This is a genomic window from Psychrobacter sp. 1Y1 (assembly GCF_051847395.2).
Lineage (GTDB): Bacteria > Pseudomonadota > Gammaproteobacteria > Pseudomonadales > Moraxellaceae > Psychrobacter.
In genome coordinates this window covers 3,160,371-3,177,950 of the sequence record NZ_JBPYDF020000001.1, presented here as the reverse complement: position 1 = coordinate 3,177,950, position 17,580 = coordinate 3,160,371, and the positions used below count along the sequence as shown (strand labels likewise).

The following is a 17,580-nucleotide window of genomic DNA, read 5'->3' as shown; positions in this document are numbered from 1 at the left end:
AACGCATTATGAGCATTGAGCGCGCTTACGGATAGTTATGAATAGAACAGCTATAAAGTACTTATAAAGGTAGCTGCGCCAATAGCTGCTGGATTGCCTGACCACGATGACTGATGCTGTTTTTATCAGCCGCGCTCAGACTAGCCGCACTGGCTTGCAAGTCAGGTAACCAAAACAATGGATCATAGCCAAAACCGCCGTCACCATGTAGCGTATCCAAAATTTCGCCATGCCATAATCCTTGGGCGACAATCGGTAGCGGATCGTCAGCATGACGCACCATTGCCAGTACGCATACAAACATACCTTTGATCGGAACATTTGGCTTCGCTGCGCGGATAGGCTGCAAGTCAGCGATTAGCTTGGCGTTGTTTTTACTATCATTACCATGCTCACCAGCGTAGCGAGCAGAGTAGATACCTGGCGCATTACCTAGTGCAGGCACACACAGTCCTGAATCATCAGCGATAGCAGGCAGTCCACTGAGACGGCTCGCATGACGGGCTTTGATAATGGCGTTTTCTACAAAGCTTAAACCATCCTCGACGGCGTCTTCGATATCGAGCTGACCTTGCGGGACAATCGTCACGTCCAAGTTCGCTTCGGCAAATAGTCGTTTAAACTCAGCCAATTTGCCTTTATTGTTACTAGCCAGTACCCATTGGTTGCCAGATGTCGGATGGGTAGCAGTTAACGAGGTATCAGTGGTGCTCATAGAGTCAGTCCGTTATATGAAAATGGTGAAAAATTATTATTCGAGTAGGCTTTATTTATCTTTTATAGCGTTAACCGATAAATTATTTGTCGATTAAAGTAGTTATACTAATTATGATAACGTATGAGTTTGGAGTGGGCGCAGTTACTGCTTAATAAATAACCAATCGCTATACAGATTGTACGGGCTATAACATTTAGTAACTGATATTATTGGTCACTATTGCTATAATAGATACCAAGCTACAGTGAATTATATCTTATAGCTTGTGAATATTAAGTTAATAAAAGTCTATAAAGTCAGAGACTTGGCTTTTTGGCGAAGAATAATAGCAATAAGTAACCGCTAGGTTAATTTTGGATTCATAATGATACGTGATATTGTATTGAGCAGTACCGTGTATCAAGCGATAAAGTTCATTTTAAATAATAAACTCAGCCAATTTAGTCCGCTATTTTATAGTGTTTTTTGCGGTGTAAAAATAGCGTAAAATTCAGTTTCTATAAGCAAGTTTTTATAAACTAACGGCTAAACAGCAAGGATAAAATAATTATGTCAAACATTACTTTACCAGACCTACCATATGCAAAAGATGCACTAGAGCCACATATCAGTGCCGAAACGCTAGAGTATCATCATGACAAGCATCATGCTGCTTACGTAAACAAGCTAAAAGACATGTTGCCAGGTTCTGGTCTAGAAGACAAAACATTGCCAGAAATCATCGTAGCGACTGCTAAAGATGACAGCAAGCAAGGTATGTTCAACCAAGCAGCTCAAGTATGGAACCACACGTTCTACTGGAACTGCATGACGCCAACAAACGGCGGCGGCGAACCTACTGGCGATTTAAAAGCAAAAATCGAAGAAGATTTCGGTAGCTACGACAAGTTCCGTGAAGAGTTCAAAAATGCAGCATTGACTCAGTTTGGTTCAGGTTGGGCATGGCTAGTTGCTGATAAAATCGGTGGCAAATTGTCAATCGCTAAAACTGCTAACGCTGACACCCCACTTGCACATGACCAAGTAGCGGTATTAACTTGTGACGTATGGGAACACGCGTACTATGTAGATTACCGTAACCGTCGTCCTGACTATGTTGACACGTTCCTAGACAAGCTAGTGAACTGGGACTACGCAAATGCAAAATATAAAGGTCAAGATGCTGGCGTTGAAGAGTAATCTTTAACAACTAAGTATTTGATTGAAAAAAAGGACACCGCAAGGTGTCCTTTTTTTTGTGATAACTTTTTATATAGCTTTCTATTTCGATATCTGGTCAAAACATATTTTTGATAGAGTAGTGCCATTATGTTATTAGGCAATACCGCCGTTTGCGCCGATATTTTGTCCAGTAACCCAAGCCGCTTCTTCACTGACCAAAAATGCTACCACATGAGCAATATCGACTGGTTCACCGATACGATTAAACGGTGACATGCTAGCAAGTCTCTCTACCGTGTCATCTGTCTTACCTTGATGAAATAGCTCAGTGTCAGTAGGGCCGGGAGATACTGCATTGACCGTGATATTGAGCGCGCCAACTTCTTTGGCAAATATACGGGTCAGCTGATCGACCGCGCCTTTGGTCGCACAGTAGGTGCCGTAACTAGGTAGCAGCATACGAGTGGTCGTACTTGAGAGATTTACGACACGACCACCGTCATTGAGTTTAGTCGCAGCCTCACGCAATGTATTGAACGTGCCTTTTACATTGATAGCAAATATACGGTCAAAGTCTTCGTCGGTGGTCTCGGCAATGGGTTTATTAATCATTATGCCTGCGCTATTGACCAGAATATCTGGCTTACCAAACGCGCTGATAGTGGCATCAAACATTGCTTCGACTTGCTTGGTATTGCTGACATCAGCTTGAACGGCAATGGCTTCACCACCTGCTGCTTTAATTTGGCTTACGATATCATTGGCTGCTACGTCATCATTTGCATAATTAATGACGGTTTTAGCCCCTGATTTTGCGAGCGATAAGGCTATTTGCGCGCCGATACCTTTTGATGAACCGGTTACAATCGCGACTTTATTTTTTAGTGTTGTCATCGATACTTTCTCCAATATTATGAGTGAATATTAGTACGCTTATATTACTTTTCGACTGATGTCTCTTGATTAGTAGGAGATAAGTTACCAGTGTGCAAAACGAATAAGTAGAGCGATTCTGTATTCCATTTTAAGATATAGCATTAAGTGATTCACTCTTAATTAGATTGTCAAAATACTCACCATTACCATCCACTTGTTCAAATTTAGATCTAACATCCACTTTATTAGATCGCATATATCCTATAGCAATACCTTTAATCTTAGGAATTGAAGAAAACTCTGAACTTTTTAATGATTCGGCTCGCCATGCACCATATTCCGCTGCTTTGTATATATTAATGATAAGTTCAGATGCCTGTTCTCCTGTTAACGATTCAAACAGATAGTTATCAACACCTGTTATATTTTCTGAGAAGTTATTTGCTGTGTTGAAATCGTTTGAGCCAGCTTTTCTATATGCTTCTTCCAGATAGAGTTTTATTACTTTTTCGTTGCCAGACATACGTGAGATGAAACTAATGCTAAATATATTTTTTCGGAACAACTGTATTAATTGCTCTTTAAACTGACTAACTATCAAGTCTTCCCCACAATCTTGCAAAATGGAATTTAAAACTGCTGATGGGTGAGAAAATGCTGAATCATCGTCAGATGGTTTGACGTTTTCTATGCTATCTGAAATAACAGCTTTTAATCTATCAAAGGTAACGGGTTCTAAGTTTGATAATAGAGAACCATTAGCTGATATTATTTGTAATATTATGCTTGAGCATTTTGAGTCTGAACATTTTATATCTATAACATATTTTTTTAAGCAGATTGACAGTTGATCATCTTTTAGATGAGCGAGTCCATTTAAGAAAAATCCAGAATTTCTCTTAAGATCGGAGTTAGAGTTCAAATATTTTTCTAAAACTTTGTTAATAAGGTATGGAAATGTTTCATGATGAATATTTAGTATTTCCTTTTTTACGATATCAGCTATTTTATTTATACTACTTGACGGAAAGAAATGCTGATCATTTAAGCGAGCTAAAATATCGTCTACCAACTGAGTAGTAGTAAGAATTGGTTTAGATAAAAAACGATTTATGGATTCGTAAAATATAAATCTAGCTTCTTCTGCTGAAGCTCGGTGTCCAGAAGGATGGGCTGACTTATTCCTAAGTTGACGAAGAATATCAAGAAAATTAGTGTCAAGCTTCGGAATTAGCGAGTTTGAAGCTAACTGCTCAATTAAATAATTCTCATAAACATCTTGTTCATTAATTTTATTTTGAGCTTCATCATATATTTTTTTCGCTTTTTTATTTACTTTACCAAGCTCACCGAGTTTCTTAACAATATCATCAAAAAGAGCTAAATATGTTAGTACAATACAAGCTCTATATGCGTTAGCCATATAACAAGACATAGCTTCTTTCATGTAGTCTTTAACTTGATTGTCTTCGATGCTACTTATCAATTCTTCCATATCATGTAAATGGGGCATTTTTTCTCAATCCTTAGACTAATGTTTCAACTATATATTATTGTATTATTAGGCCTATAACACCTCAAACCCAAACTTGCCCAACGCTTCACGCAACATTGCAATATTATAATAAGCATGTGCATTGACGGTGTTCTGAAAGAAAATATAGAGCGTATCGAAATGCTGACGCTGGTTGGCAATCGCTTGTGCCCAGTCTTGCATCTCCGCCTCGCTATAACGATAATCATGACGGTCAGCTGCGCTCATCGCATCCCACCAATTTAGATTATTGCCATGCATACGTAGATAGCCAGTGCGCTCAGTAAATATCAATCGTGATGGTGGTAATCCGCTGACTTTGGGATAATCAACGCTACACCAAATTAGTCCTTGCTGCTGGAAACTATCGACCACTTGCGGCGTGTGCCAGCCATTATGACGAAACTCAATGGCGAGTGGATAGTCCTGAAACCAACTGACGAGATTGGCCAGATAGAGGCGATGCTCACGAGTACGGTCAAAGCCATGTGGGAACTGAAGCAATAATGGCGCTAAAGCATTTGCTTCGATAAGCGGTGATAAGGTATTTAGAAATGCTTGTGCGTGCTCAGCAGTGCCTTTGCGTGCATGAGTAAAGTCTTGATGTAATTTGACGGCGAACTTCAACTCGCTTTCAGCTTGTACATAAGCTTTATCAACCATCCCAGCAAAGGCTTTTTGTCCGATGGGCGCATAAAAGGTGCTGTTAATTTCGACTGCGCCGTACTGTTTGGCGTATTCACGTAAGAAATCGGTCTTTTTGGTGCCAGTAGGATACAGCGTACCGAGCAAGTCGGTATCGCTATAGCCACCAGTGCCAAGATAAATTCGCGGGGTAGGGGAACTGTCCATGTTGACCACTCACTGCCGTTTTGGGTAATGAAATTTACTACGATATTTGTTTTCAGCTGCTATTCGACAAGCTACTTTTTACGTGACCAGAGCCATTCAATCAATGCCAGTAGCGCATCATTATCTGTACCAACGCCATCGATGCTAGCACCAAGATCACGACTATGTAGTTCATTAGAAATGGCTGCGCGTCCGTCGTTAAATAGTGATTGCGCATAGCTGGTCGCGTCATCGACACCCATCAGTTTTACATAGGTAGATTTGTCCAATTTTTCATCGCTACCCGCAGGCTTACCAAGGGCATCAGTCGTCATCGTGACGTCTAGCACGTCGTCTTGGACTTGAAAGGCAAGACCGATATGTTGGGCGCACTCTTGCAATGCCATACGCTGCGGAGCCGTTGCGCCAGCACAGACGCCGCCCATGAGCATGGCCGCTTCAATCAGTGCACCTGTCTTGTCACGATGGATGGCTTCTAAATCGTTTTGCACAATATCAGTACTGGCTTCGGCATTGAGATCCAGCATTTGCCCAGATACCATGCGACGTGCGCGCGGGGCAAATATGGCCAATAGCTGACTTGCAATATGCGCATCGAATGGCGCAAAGGTTGGCATTTCCGCGGTCAATACTTCAAACGCGAGCGTCTGCAATACATCTCCTGCTAGCAGTGCCGTCGCTTCATCAAAGGCAATATGAGCAGTCGGTTGCCCACGGCGCAGCTCGTCATCATCCATACATGGCAAATCATCATGCACCAACGAATAGGTATGTAGTAGCTCTACGGCCAATGCAGCACGGCGCGACATATCATAGTCTGAGTCATTTTCTAGCAATGAGTCTAGATCAGCATTGAGCATGTCGATGTCGTCATTGCGCTCGTCTGTACGTTCACTATTACCGCTATTAATACTGGCAAAAGCACTGGCAACCATCAATGGGCGCACCAATTTACCTTGTCCAGTCATGACATAACGACAGGCATCTACCAGTGGACTAGGCAGCTTGGCATAAGCAAACAAGACCTCAATATCTTGCGCCAGTTGCGCGCGCACAGCGCCATGAAATTGCTCAGTGCTTTGAAAAGAGACAGCGTTAAAAGGGGCAAAGCCAGAAGAGATAGCGCTAGAAGTAAGGGAAACCGTCATAATCCAACCATTTATCAGGGATACAGTAAAACCTATTAAGGACAAGGTAAAAACGGTATTAGTGTAGCATGATAGGCCATATTGCTCGTGTGAGACACGGTATCAATCGTTTGTTTTTTGCATTTTATAGCTCTGATTTATCCAAAAACGAGGCAGTACAATCGTAATCTTACAACAAGTCTTGGTTACGCATCGCTGATGTCACTTGCTGGTTGAATATGTTTTGATAAAAGCGCAAGCTAAGTAAGTTATATTAATTGGGCTACACCAACGGTTTATCACCCTTGAGGTGGTAGACCGTAAAGACGAGCAAGACCGAATACATTCAAAATAGCAGCTCAGTATACAAGTATTCACTAAAACACTTTGCGCATAAGGTAAATGCCTACAGGTGATTTAAGAGTGACTTGCGAGTATGGCATTAGCTTGTGACAGTTGGGGGCATAATCCCCTACACTAATTGACGTGAAAATGGTCTGATGTTGACCGTAATGGGTTTTTACTGAGCGTATTACTTCAGCAATTGTCAGTGTTAGATCATGTCTCAGTCAATATTTTGAACATCAGTACCTGCAACAGCAGTATATAAATGAAGCGTCATATGATGTCATGCAAGAGACGCAAAATACGTGCATCATGATGAACGCTGGATAATAAAGACATCTTCACTTGTGAGCTGGTTATATGTTTGTCTTTATAACATGACAAGCGCACAGTGCTATTACCCATTTTACTAACAGTAACTGGCTATTTATTTTAATTCAAAACGTAGCTTTCGTTATATAGAAAGGAGTTTCAAATGGTATACCAAGGAAATCGCATCACGGTGACAATGCTAGAGGATGGCATCGCCAACATGCAGTACAACGCCGAAAATGAGAGCGTGAACAAATTTGATGCTGAAACCAACAAGCAGTTTGGTGAAGCAGTTAGTGCGTTAGAAAAAGCCGACAACGTAAAAGGTCTTATCGTTACTTCAGCCAAAGGCGTGTTTATCGCTGGTGCTGATATCACAGAATTCGTCGGTTCTTTCAAAAAATCAGAAAGCGAGATCAAAGATTGGGTCGTTCATGTTAATGACGCTTTCAATCGTTTTGAAGACCTACCATTCCCGAAAGTTGCGGCTATCAATGGCGCGGCAATGGGCGGCGGTTGTGAAATGACTTTGGTTTGTGAATACCGTGTCATGAGTGACAAAGCAATCATCGGTCTGCCAGAAACTCAGCTAGGTATCTTCCCAGGTTTCGGCGGTACAGTTCGTAGTACGCGTATCATCGGTATCGATAACGCACTTGAGCTGATCGCGACTGGTAGCCCAAAGAAAGCATTGGCAGCATTGAAGCTAGGCTTGGTTGATGCGACTGTGCCTGCTGATGACTTGCAAGATGCCGCAATTGACCTAGTCAAAAAATGTATCTCAGGTGAGCTTGATTGGAAAGCAAAACGTGAAGAAAAACTGGCTCCAGTTAAGCTAAACCAGCTTGAGCAAGCGATGGCATTCAACAGTGCCAAAGGTGCTATTTTCGCTAAAGCCAATCCTAAGCAATACCCAGCACCAGCGCTAGCAATCGAAGCCATTGAAAAGCACGTTAATTTATCACGTGACAAAGCAATCGAAGTAGAAGCGGCTGGTTTTGCGAAAGCGGCTAAAACCCCACAAGCAGAGAGCTTGGTTGGTCTATTCTTAAACGATCAATTGGTTAAGAAGTTAGCGAAGCAACACAGCAAAAAAGCACATGAAATCAATGAAGCAGCCGTACTAGGCGCTGGCATCATGGGTGGCGGTATTGCCTATCAAGCAGCCAGCAAAGGCCTGCCAATCATCATGAAAGATATCAAGTCTGAGCAATTAGATCTTGGTATGGGCGAAGCCAGCAAGTTACTTGGTAAAATGGTCGATCGCGGCAAAATGACCCCAGCGAAAATGGGTGAAACGTTGAGCCGTATCCGTCCTACTTTGAACTATGGTGACTTTTCTGAGACTGATATCGTAATCGAAGCGGTCGTAGAAAATCCAAACGTAAAACGTGCGGTACTAAAAGAAGTAGAAGGCCTGGTAAAAGACGATTGCATCCTAGCGTCAAACACCTCGACGATCTCTATTACTTATCTAGCAGAAGCGCTTGAGCGTCCAGAAAACTTCGTGGGTATGCATTTCTTTAACCCAGTACATCGTATGCCACTGGTAGAAGTTATCCGCGGTGAGAAATCATCTGAGGAAGCCGTGGCGACGACTGTTGCACTAGCCTCTAAAATGGGTAAAGTGCCTGTTGTAGTCAATGACTGCCCAGGTTTCCTTGTAAACCGTGTCTTGTTCCCATACTTTGGCGCTTTTGACTTACTACTCAAGCAAGGTGCTGATTTTGCTCATGTCGATAAAGTCATGGAAAAATTCGGCTGGCCAATGGGTCCTGCATACCTAATCGACGTTGTCGGTCTAGACACAGGTGTACATGGCGCAGCAGTAATGGCGGACGGTTTCCCTGATCGTATGAAGCCTGACTACAAAGGTGCCATCCAGCATCTATATGAGAACGAGCGTCTGGGTCAGAAAAACGGCATTGGTTTCTACAAGTATGAAACTGACAAGCGCGGTAAGCCAAAGAAAGTTGCTGACGAAGCTACTTACGAGTTACTCAAAACCACGACTGACAGCGACAAGCAAGAATTTGATGATCAAGCGATCATCGACCGTACTATGATTGCATTCTGCAACGAAACGGTTCGCTGCCTAGAAGACAACATCGTAAGCACGCCTGCCGAGGCCGACATGGCAATGATTATGGGCGTCGGTTTCCCACCGTTCCGCGGTGGCCCTTGCCGTTATGTTGACCAAATGGGTCTAGATAACTATTTGGCACTGTGTGAAAAGTATGCACACCTTGGCAAAGCCTATGAAGCGCCGCAAAAGATTCGCGATATGGCAGCAGCTGGCGAGACTTTTTACTCGGTCGCTTAATGAACATACCGTATTAGGATAAGTGTGGTACGTCTGGCAAAAGAGAGATAACAATGGATTTATTAATACTCTTTGATTGCAGACGTACTGTTTTAGTAGATTTACTTCAGAACTGATAGATGAGATTAATCATCGACGTACATAGCATACGGTGCTTTGTGCAAGACCAGTAAACCATAGCGCTGAAGTGAACTGCCTACACTGACAATAAAAATTGAAAAGGAAGATAGTATGACAACTTTAAGTCCAAAAGATGTGGTCATCGTAGATGGCGTACGCTCGGCAATGGGCAAAACCAAAAACGGTATGTTCCGCCATGTACGTGCTGACAGTATTTCAGCTGAACTGGTACGTGCTTTGGTAGAACGTAATGACTTTGATACCAATGATATCGAAGACATTATCTGGGGTTGCGTCAACCAGACGCTAGAGCAAGGTTTGAACATCGGTCGTAACATCGGTTTGCTAGCTGGTATCCCAAAGACTGCTGGTGGCCAAACGGTTAACCGTCTGTGTGGTTCTTCTATGCAGGCGCTACATACTGCTGCTGCACAAATCATGACCAACCAAGGTGATGTGTTCATCATCGGTGGTGTTGAGCACATGGGTCACGTCGGCATGATGCACGGTGTTGATTTGAACCCTGCTGCTTCTAAGCATTATGCAAAAGCGTCAAACATGATGGGCTTGACTGCTGAAATGCTAGGTCGTATGAACAACATCACGCGCGAAGAGCAAGACGCGTTTGGTCTTGAGTCACATCGCCGCGCATGGGCTGCAACCACTGAAGGTCGTTTTGACAATGAAATCATCGGTATCGAAGGTCATGATGCTGCTGGTCGTCTACAACTATGTACGGTTGATGAAGTGATTCGTCCAGACGCAACGATGGAGCAAATGCAAAAGCTACGTCCAGCGTTTGATCCAAAAGGCGGTACAGTAACAGCGGCAACCTCATCTGCATTATCTGACGGTGCGTCAGCGATGCTAGTAATGAGCGCACAAAAAGCCAAAGATCTAGGTCTAAAGCCACGTGCCCGTATCCGTAGTATGGCTGTGGCTGGTTGTGATGCCGCTATCATGGGCTATGGTCCTGTACCTGCTACCCAAAAAGCATTGAAGCGTGCTGGCATGAGCATCGATGACATGCAAACCATCGAGCTAAACGAAGCATTTGCTGCTCAAGGTCTATCAGTATTGAAAGGCCTGAACCTATCTGACAAGCAAGACATCGTTAACATCAACGGTGGTGCCATTGCTCTAGGTCATCCACTAGGATGTTCAGGTGCTCGTATCACAGTGACATTGCTAAACGCGATGGAGCAGTCAGATACTGAAATCGGCCTAGCGACAATGTGTATTGGTCTTGGCCAAGGTATCGCTACTATTATTGAGCGTGTTTAATCTTATTTATATAAACAAGATTATTTGAACACTCAATAAGTAGCTACTCGCTAACGAAGAACCTCTAGTCATAACGGCTGGAGGTTTTTTTATGGATCAAATTAATGTTTGGTAAGCTAATAAATCATGGAGTCGAAAAATAGAGTATTACGGCGATTAAAAATTATCTCCATTGACGCATTCATGAAACTATGACTAAATAAGAGAAAGATGAACCATGGCACTGTTTATGATAATTCTAAAATAGTTTTTAGTTGCAACTGTCAGCCGTACAAGGAGTGTACTATGTCTACTATGATTAATGATCGCACCTATCGAATCGCTCGTGAGAATACCCAAGCAATGATTGTCGATGTGCAAGAGCGCTTAACGCCGCATATCTACGATCACGAAAATATCGTCAAAAAAACCGTTACTTTAATTAAAGGGTTACAGGCGCTCAATATTCCAATCATGCTTAATGAACAATATAAAAAAGGATTGGGCGATACCTTGCCAGAGCTGCGCGATGTACTCGAAGGAGACAATGCCAAGAGCTTTGAAAAGGTCACCTTTAGTGCCTGTGATAACAACGATTCATGGCACCATCTAGCGCAGCAGAATCGTAGTACCGTGTTGCTTTTTGGTGCTGAAGCTCATGTTTGTATTATGCAGACGGCACTGGATTTATTGGATAATGGTATGCAGCCTGTCATTATTGGTGACGCGGTGGGTTCTCGTTTTCCTTATGATAAAAAGCAAGCAATTCGCCGTATTCGCCGTGCAGGTGGGGTGATTAGTACTGTCGAATCAATCTTATTTGAACTGTGCCGTAGCAGCGAAGATCCTGCGTTCAAAACCATTATTAATTTGATTAAGTAGGTGGTTTAAGCTTTAGTTGCTTAAGAACTTGGATAAATAGAGTTTCAATTTAACCATTTATCTTCTGATTTATAATAGATAGCGCTTGGTAAAATAAGCGCTATTTTTTTGATAACGGTAATAGTCTTTTAACCATTGTTTGATATCAAACTAACTATAATATCTTGAGTAATGAAACTTAGAATCGCCAGAAATTATAAGCATTAAAACCAATAACTAGAGAAAGCCAGAGAAAATCAATGTCGCAAGCCAGCTCTATATCACTCACTAACTCCGAATCTACTTCACATATCGATGATGTCACTCATTTCTTATTGGAGTTAGATGCGCTCAAACGCGTGAATCGCCGCAGCTATGTGACACAGACCACTCGCAAAGAAAACTCCGCCGAACATTCTTGGCATTTAGCGATGGCATGTTGGTCGATTGCTGAATTATTTGCACTAGATGTCAATCATGAAAAATTGCTGAAGATGGCGTTGGTTCATGATTTGGGTGAGATTGATGCGGGTGATACTTTTTTGTATGCCGATACGCGTACTGATGCACACGTCGAAGAGCGTGCAGGCATTGCCAGATTGCAACGTGAGCGAGGCAATGGCATTAGTGATTTGAGTGAGGTTTGGGAAGCGCAGGAAACAGGAAGTAGCAAAGAGAGTCAGTTGCTCAGAGTCGTTGATCGCTTATTGCCGTTTTTACTCAACCTAAATACCAATGGTAAAACGTGGATTGAGCTTGGTGTTACGCGCTCACAGGTGGCAGGTGCGCATGCATTTATCAAAGACAGCTTTCCTCCTATCCATGATTGGCTCTCACATAATATTGCATACGCAACTCAGCAAGGTTGGCTGATTGACGCGTAAGTCTGCATAAGTAAAAGGCATAAAAAAAGCCCAACTAAGCATTATGATCTACGCTTAACTGGGCTGATATTTTCAGTACTCTTATACAGGCGTGTTATTAAGCGTTTGCCATTCCTAGCAATTGACCCATTTGCACAACGCTGTTGGCTTGCATACTATCTAGCCAGTCAGCCTTCGCTGCTTTTGGTAATACTACGATAGCCGTTGAGCCCAAATAAAAGCGTCCAAGCTCTTCGCCTGCTGCAAACTGCATATCATGATCAGACTCGAATATGTCGTCAGTACGAGCAATTTTGCCAGTGGCGACAGTTTCAATACCAGCGACTATCATAGCACCAACCATCACGACAGATGCTTTGCCGTACTTGGTATCAAACATACAGACCAGACGTTCATTACGTGCAAACAAGTCCGGCACGTTAGCCGCCGTAGTATTGTTGACCGAAAACAGTGTACCAGGTACATAGCGAGTCTTGGTCAATGTGCCAGTAAACGGCATATGCACACGGTGATAATTACTAGGTGCTAAGTAGATAGTTGCAAAACTACCATCAGCGAAATAACTGCCGTCTTCACTGTCAGCAAGCAGTTGGCCAACATCATAGTGACGACCTTTTGCCTGTAATAGTTTATGGTCTTCGATTTGTCCTAGCTGAGAGATAATACCGTCCGCAGGACTCACGATACCGTTTGCAGTGGTGTCGATGGTACGAGCGTCTTCTTTTAACTCACGAGTAAAAAAGTCATTAAAACTTTCATAAGCGTTGAGGCTTTGGCGTTCGTACTCGTCTAAGCTGATATTATAAGCTTTGGCAAAGCTACGGATAAAGGTGCGTTTGACATAAGGGTGGCGACTGGCGGCCAAACGTCCAGCGACTTTACTAAGCTTTTGCTGCGGCACAAGCTGTTGTAAGGTGGTAAATACATTCATAATAAGGCTACCAAAATAAGGTGTAATGTAATAGGGGCGTGTTTGAAATTCGACCATGGCACTGACAGTGGCTAAAATTGCGCCATACTACGTTGTAAATCTAGATAAGGCATGAGCATTATCGTCGTTTGACGCCTTGTCTGGAACAGTTTTAGCGATCCGCAGTACCTATTTGTGAATATCGAACACGCCTTAATAATAGTTAAGTTAATGACGGTATTTTATCATGGACAGCATATTATTGTATGGCCATAATCTGTTAAGGAATTAGTAAATGAAAGCACTCATACAACGGGTGAAGCAGGCTAGTGTGATCGTCGATCAGCAGTGTATTGGTAAAATTGAGCATGGGGTATTAGCATATATTGGCTTGGGGCATGAAGATGATTTTGCCGCTGCCCAGCGTATGATTGACAAAATATTGACCTATCGCATTTTTGAAAATGACGATGATCCTGCCAAATTTGGTAAACTGGATAAAAACGTTCAGCAGGTCGGTGGTGGGCTATTATTAGTTTCACAATTCACCTTGATGGCAAAAACAGACAAAGGTCGCCGACCAGACTTTGGTGGTGCGATGGCACCTGCTGCGGCACAAGCGTTATTTGAACAACTGGTCGATTATGCCAAAACCAAGCACCCGAACGTGGCAACTGGTCAGTTTGGTGCTGATATGCAAGTGTCGAGCGTCAATGATGGGCCGCTCAATTTTTTACTAGAAATCTGATTTTAGAGTGTCATCAAGCTGTCATAATTAATCCGTTTAATAGGTAGAGACTGGTGAGTATATATCGCCTTTTTACATGCTAGATTTTGTCCTCTAACACCGAGAATGTCCTATGTATAATGAGCAAATTTTGATTGTTGAAGATGAGCCTGCGATTCGTGAAATGGTTGTCATGACGCTAGAGATGGCTGGGTTTGATAGCTTGCAAGCGGCAGATGTGTCAGAGGCGCATCAGCAAGTGGTCGATCATAGACCATCACTGATACTATTAGACTGGATGTTGCCGGGTGACAAGAGCGGTGTGGATTTTTGTCGTATGCTCAAAAACGACGAGCTGCTCTCTGAAATACCAGTCATTATGCTAACGGCAAAAAGTGAAGAAGACAGTAAAGTTCATGGTTTAGATGCAGGCGCAGATGATTATATGACCAAGCCTTTTTCGACTCGTGAGCTGATTTCTAGAATCAAAGCCGTACTACGCCGCAGTAGCGCGATGAGCAGCGATAAACCTATCGAAATTGGACAGTTAAGTCTAGATACCAAGAGTCAGCGCGTGACAGCTGCCGGTAAAATCGTTGATGTTGGGCCTACAGAATATCGCCTATTGGCATTTTTTATGAGTCACCCTGAGCGTGCCTATACACGAACGCAGCTGCTCGATCAGGTATGGGGCGGCAATGTATATATCGAAGACCGAACCATCGATGTGCATATCAAACGTCTACGTAAATTACTGCGACCTTATGACTGTGATACATTGATACAGACGGTACGTGGAACAGGCTACCGATTTTCTAGCCTGATTGAGCCAAGTTAATCTTGTACAAATAATGCCGCAGCGATATAAAGGCCGCGGATAGTGGTAAGGATAAAAAATGGACAAGATAGCGCCAGTACAAAGTGAGCAATCAGCTCTACTAGAGCAAATATCTACTCAAAGTACAGCAGAGCAACTCAAAAAAATCGGCAGTGCACTACGAGCCCTGCGCGATGCAGTGATTTTGCTCAATAATAATGATGGCCTAGAATGGTGGAATCAGGCGGCGCAAGATTTATTGCTGCTACAGCCAGAAGATAAAGGTCAAAATATCTTTGACTTTATTACCGTACCTGAGTTCCGCCAGTACTATGAAGGTACAACGATACCTAACGATGGCGTCCATATAGAATCGTGGCGAGATCCTAGTCGCTACTTAAAGTGCGAACTGACTCCTTTCGGTGATGAAAAATTGCTGTTTGTATATGACGTGACCCGCCTGCGGCACTTAGAGCAAATGCGTCAGGATTTTGTGGCTAATGTCTCGCATGAGCTTAGAACACCATTGACGGTAATGATGGGCTATCTAGAGAATTTCTCCGATCAGCCAGATATGCCGCCGCAATGGCGTCGCGGTTTTGAGCTGATGACGCAGCAAACTGCCCGTATGAACAGAATTGTGAACGATTTACTGCTACTGTCTAAGATTGAAATCGAAGAGTCACACGAGCTGCATTATATAGATATGACTAAGCTACTGACCAATATCTATGACGATGCACAAGCGTACAACCAAGCGTACAAACACATTATTCATCTGCATATAGACACGTACGATGGGCTGTACGGGTCAGAGATGTACTTGAATAGTGCGCTATCCAATTTGGTAATCAATGCAATCAAATATACGCCAAAGGGTGGCAATATCACTATCAGCTGGACAAGGACGTCCGATGGCTGCCGTTTCGCGGTCGAAGATGATGGGATCGGTATTGCGTCAGAGCATATCACCCGTTTGACAGAGCGTTTCTATCGTATCGATAAAGGTCGCAGCCGTGCAACAGGTGGTACAGGGTTGGGATTAGCAATTGTAAAACACGTATTACACCAGCACGAAGCGCAATTGCAAATCGATTCAGTAGAAGGGGAAGGGTCGACATTTAGTGTGGTATTCCCCTCAAATTATGTCAGATCCGTTACTGCCAATTAATACGATTTCTAGACTATATTAGCGTTGGTTTTTCGGCTTCGATCTTTTGGTTAATACAAACTTAGCACTACTTCAACTCAGCATTAACGACATACTTTTCGGGGCTGTAGTAGATAAGCACTATGCTAGACTACTTTTATGAAGATAACCCGTTGTAAACTAAGTAAAAAAGCACAGCGAAGGCTGTTAGAGTTTTTTACGGCTGAAGTGACTGCTAGAACAGCCGCAGATTTGCTTGATATTCAGCCTAATACTGCTGCACTTTTTTATCATAAAATAAGACTTGTGATAGATTACCATCTCTCATTAGAAGCTGATGAGCTTTTTGATGGTGAGGTCGAATTAGATGAAAGTTACTTTGGCGGTGTACGCAAAGGCAAAAGAGGTCGCGGGGCTGCTGGTAAAACCGCTGTATTTGGTATTCTAAAACGAAACGGTAAGGTTTATACCATTGTCGTAGCAGACACCAAACAGACTACCCTAATGCCTGTTATTAAGCGTAAAATCAAGCCTGACAGCTTTGTTTATACGGATAGCTATCGAAGTTACAATGCATTAGATGTGAGTGAGTTTAAACATTTCAGAGTCAATCACTCTATAGAGTTCATTTGCGGTAAGAACAATCACATCAATGGCATTGAGAACTTCTGGAATCAGTCCAAACGAACACTCAGAAAGTATAATGGGATTAATAAGAAGAACTTCCATTTGTTTTTAAAAGAGTGCGAGTTTAGATTCAACTATGGCTCACCATCTAATCAGCTGAAAACCTTGAGAAAATGGTGTGATATTTAATCCTTATCTACTACAGCCCCTACTTTTCTGTATTCGTTAATCCTTTTGCAAAAGCGGATAAGGGTTGACCGCACTGCCATTAATATAGATACCATAATGTACATGTGTTGGTGTTCCTTTTGCGTTACCGCTATCACCCACATAACCTATCACATCGCCCTGATTGACCCAGTCATTGGGGGAGATGTCAGCATAGTCTTCTAGATGAGCGTAGTAATGTCCTGCGCCACCAGGCCCTACCACCACGACCACGCGTCCACCCAATGTGTTCTCACCAACTTTGCTTACCACACCTTGCGTGGTCGACTGTACGGGAGTATTGCGCGGCGCAAAGATGTCAATACCTTCGTGGGAGCGGCCTTGACTACGTGCAGCGCCCCAAGTATCTGTCAGGTTTCGTTCTGGTAGTGGACTGGGTAAGCTGTTTTCGGTCGGCAGTTCTTGTTGCAATAGACTCAATTGCTGCCATTTGGCAACCACAAATGATTGCGTCTGTTGACTGATACTGGGTAGCAGTTTATCAAAGACAGATAACAGTGCTAGCAATACGGTAGCCTTAATCAATAGGCTTATTAAACGACTGAAAAAAGAAGGTCTGGGAGGCTGGTTGTTTCCATCTGCTAGCATTGATGTCTCATATATATTTTATGTCATTTGATATTTTATTATAAAAGCTTCGTCTGATAACGTATGTATCGCATTGTTATCTATCGTTTTTACCCCCATAGATATTCTTATGGTTAAGGATATAAACAGCAAATATAGTTTTATCTATTTAACATTT

Annotated in this window: 16 protein-coding genes; 9 read left to right on the top strand and 7 right to left on the bottom strand. The window is 42.8% G+C overall.

Translation table 11 applies throughout. From position 1 onward, the window contains the following. Positions 1–61 precede the first annotated feature (61 nt). Positions 62–715, bottom strand: a complete 654-nt coding sequence (gene rdgB / locus ACS8FA_RS27315; protein ID WP_439266890.1) for an RdgB/HAM1 family non-canonical purine NTP pyrophosphatase — start codon at positions 713–715, stop codon at positions 62–64. A 552-nt stretch (positions 716–1,267) separates the two neighbouring features. On the opposite strand from rdgB, the gene sodB reads away from it, so the two are divergent. Then, entirely contained in the window at positions 1,268–1,897 is a 630-nt protein-coding gene (gene sodB, locus ACS8FA_RS27310; RefSeq protein ID WP_439266889.1) for a superoxide dismutase SodB, read from the top strand. Between the two features lie 135 nt (positions 1,898–2,032). On the opposite strand, the gene ACS8FA_RS27305 is transcribed toward sodB, so the two are convergent. The 4 genes from ACS8FA_RS27305 to ACS8FA_RS27290 form a co-directional block, all read right to left on the bottom strand. Then, entirely contained in the window at positions 2,033–2,773 is a 741-nt protein-coding gene (locus ACS8FA_RS27305; protein ID WP_439266887.1) for an SDR family oxidoreductase, read from the bottom strand. Positions 2,774–2,903: 130 nt separating this feature from the next. Beyond that, positions 2,904–4,268, bottom strand: coding sequence for a hypothetical protein (locus ACS8FA_RS27300; protein ID WP_439266885.1), 1,365 nt, complete (start codon positions 4,266–4,268; stop codon positions 2,904–2,906). Positions 4,269–4,322: 54 nt separating this feature from the next. Beyond that, the gene (locus ACS8FA_RS27295; RefSeq protein WP_439266883.1) at positions 4,323–5,141 is read right to left on the bottom strand and encodes a DUF72 domain-containing protein; all 819 of its coding nucleotides are present in this window, start codon (positions 5,139–5,141) and stop codon (positions 4,323–4,325) included. A 71-nt stretch (positions 5,142–5,212) separates the two neighbouring features. Next, positions 5,213–6,289, bottom strand: a complete 1,077-nt coding sequence (locus tag ACS8FA_RS27290) for a polyprenyl synthetase family protein (protein WP_439266881.1) — start codon at positions 6,287–6,289, stop codon at positions 5,213–5,215. 799 nt (positions 6,290–7,088) lie between these two features. Here ACS8FA_RS27290 and fadB point away from each other — a divergent pair. From fadB to ACS8FA_RS27270, 4 genes are all read left to right on the top strand, one after another. Further along, on the top strand, positions 7,089–9,248 hold the full coding sequence (fadB, locus tag ACS8FA_RS27285; RefSeq protein ID WP_439266880.1) for a fatty acid oxidation complex subunit alpha FadB: 2,160 nt from the start codon (positions 7,089–7,091) through the stop codon (positions 9,246–9,248). A gap of 231 nt (positions 9,249–9,479) precedes the next feature. Further along, positions 9,480–10,652 (top strand): acetyl-CoA C-acyltransferase FadA, encoded by a 1,173-nt coding sequence (gene fadA / locus ACS8FA_RS27280; protein ID WP_439266878.1) that lies wholly within the window; start codon positions 9,480–9,482, stop codon positions 10,650–10,652. A 285-nt stretch (positions 10,653–10,937) separates the two neighbouring features. Continuing rightward, positions 10,938–11,513, top strand: a complete 576-nt coding sequence (locus tag ACS8FA_RS27275) for an isochorismatase family protein (protein WP_101205330.1) — start codon at positions 10,938–10,940, stop codon at positions 11,511–11,513. Between the two features lie 239 nt (positions 11,514–11,752). After that, positions 11,753–12,376, top strand: a complete 624-nt coding sequence (locus tag ACS8FA_RS27270; protein ID WP_439266875.1) for an HD domain-containing protein — start codon at positions 11,753–11,755, stop codon at positions 12,374–12,376. A 97-nt stretch (positions 12,377–12,473) separates the two neighbouring features. Here the strand turns inward: ACS8FA_RS27270 and asd are convergent, their stop codons facing one another. After that, the gene (gene asd, locus ACS8FA_RS27265; RefSeq protein WP_439266873.1) at positions 12,474–13,307 is read right to left on the bottom strand and encodes an archaetidylserine decarboxylase; all 834 of its coding nucleotides are present in this window, start codon (positions 13,305–13,307) and stop codon (positions 12,474–12,476) included. A 274-nt stretch (positions 13,308–13,581) separates the two neighbouring features. Here asd and dtd point away from each other — a divergent pair, with 274 nt between their 5' ends. The 4 genes from dtd to ACS8FA_RS27245 all read left to right on the top strand — a co-directional run bounded on the left by dtd (position 13,582) and on the right by ACS8FA_RS27245 (position 16,796). Continuing rightward, a complete protein-coding gene (dtd, locus tag ACS8FA_RS27260; RefSeq protein ID WP_439266871.1) occupies positions 13,582–14,034 on the top strand; it encodes a D-aminoacyl-tRNA deacylase in 453 nt (150 codons plus the stop codon). A 112-nt stretch (positions 14,035–14,146) separates the two neighbouring features. Beyond that, positions 14,147–14,851 carry a phosphate regulon transcriptional regulator PhoB gene (gene phoB / locus ACS8FA_RS27255; protein ID WP_057761786.1) on the top strand — a complete coding sequence of 235 codons (705 nt, stop codon included), beginning with the start codon at positions 14,147–14,149 and terminating at the stop codon, positions 14,849–14,851. 58 nt (positions 14,852–14,909) lie between these two features. Then, complete coding sequence (phoR, locus tag ACS8FA_RS27250) at positions 14,910–16,001, top strand: phosphate regulon sensor histidine kinase PhoR (protein ID WP_439266868.1); 1,092 nt, start codon at positions 14,910–14,912, stop codon at positions 15,999–16,001. 138 nt (positions 16,002–16,139) lie between these two features. Then, the gene (locus tag ACS8FA_RS27245) at positions 16,140–16,796 is read left to right on the top strand and encodes an IS1595 family transposase (RefSeq protein WP_045455674.1); all 657 of its coding nucleotides are present in this window, start codon (positions 16,140–16,142) and stop codon (positions 16,794–16,796) included. Between the two features lie 36 nt (positions 16,797–16,832). Here the strand turns inward: ACS8FA_RS27245 and ACS8FA_RS27240 are convergent, their stop codons facing one another. After that, complete coding sequence (locus tag ACS8FA_RS27240; protein ID WP_439267142.1) at positions 16,833–17,423, bottom strand: M23 family metallopeptidase; 591 nt, start codon at positions 17,421–17,423, stop codon at positions 16,833–16,835. Positions 17,424–17,580 lie beyond the last annotated feature (157 nt).

Bases quoted from the DNA above. Each gene is read 5' to 3' on its own strand.
- sodB (WP_439266889.1), top strand. From the start codon at position 1,268: ATGTCAAACATTACTTTACCAGACCTACCATATGCAAAAGATGCACTA.
- ACS8FA_RS27290 (WP_439266881.1), bottom strand. From the start codon at position 6,289: ATGACGGTTTCCCTTACTTCTAGCGCTATCTCTTCTGGCTTTGCCCCT.
- fadB (WP_439266880.1), top strand. From the start codon at position 7,089: ATGGTATACCAAGGAAATCGCATCACGGTGACAATGCTAGAGGATGGC.
- asd (WP_439266873.1), bottom strand. From the start codon at position 13,307: ATGAATGTATTTACCACCTTACAACAGCTTGTGCCGCAGCAAAAGCTT.
- rdgB (WP_439266890.1), bottom strand. From the start codon at position 715: ATGAGCACCACTGATACCTCGTTAACTGCTACCCATCCGACATCTGGC.
- ACS8FA_RS27295 (WP_439266883.1), bottom strand. From the start codon at position 5,141: ATGGACAGTTCCCCTACCCCGCGAATTTATCTTGGCACTGGTGGCTAT.
- phoB (WP_057761786.1), top strand. From the start codon at position 14,147: ATGTATAATGAGCAAATTTTGATTGTTGAAGATGAGCCTGCGATTCGT.
- ACS8FA_RS27245 (WP_045455674.1), top strand. From the start codon at position 16,140: ATGAAGATAACCCGTTGTAAACTAAGTAAAAAAGCACAGCGAAGGCTG.
- ACS8FA_RS27305 (WP_439266887.1), bottom strand. From the start codon at position 2,773: ATGACAACACTAAAAAATAAAGTCGCGATTGTAACCGGTTCATCAAAA.
- dtd (WP_439266871.1), top strand. From the start codon at position 13,582: ATGAAAGCACTCATACAACGGGTGAAGCAGGCTAGTGTGATCGTCGAT.
- ACS8FA_RS27240 (WP_439267142.1), bottom strand. From the start codon at position 17,423: ATGCTAGCAGATGGAAACAACCAGCCTCCCAGACCTTCTTTTTTCAGT.
- fadA (WP_439266878.1), top strand. From the start codon at position 9,480: ATGACAACTTTAAGTCCAAAAGATGTGGTCATCGTAGATGGCGTACGC.
- phoR (WP_439266868.1), top strand. From the start codon at position 14,910: ATGGACAAGATAGCGCCAGTACAAAGTGAGCAATCAGCTCTACTAGAG.
- ACS8FA_RS27270 (WP_439266875.1), top strand. From the start codon at position 11,753: ATGTCGCAAGCCAGCTCTATATCACTCACTAACTCCGAATCTACTTCA.
- ACS8FA_RS27300 (WP_439266885.1), bottom strand. From the start codon at position 4,268: ATGCCCCATTTACATGATATGGAAGAATTGATAAGTAGCATCGAAGAC.
- ACS8FA_RS27275 (WP_101205330.1), top strand. From the start codon at position 10,938: ATGTCTACTATGATTAATGATCGCACCTATCGAATCGCTCGTGAGAAT.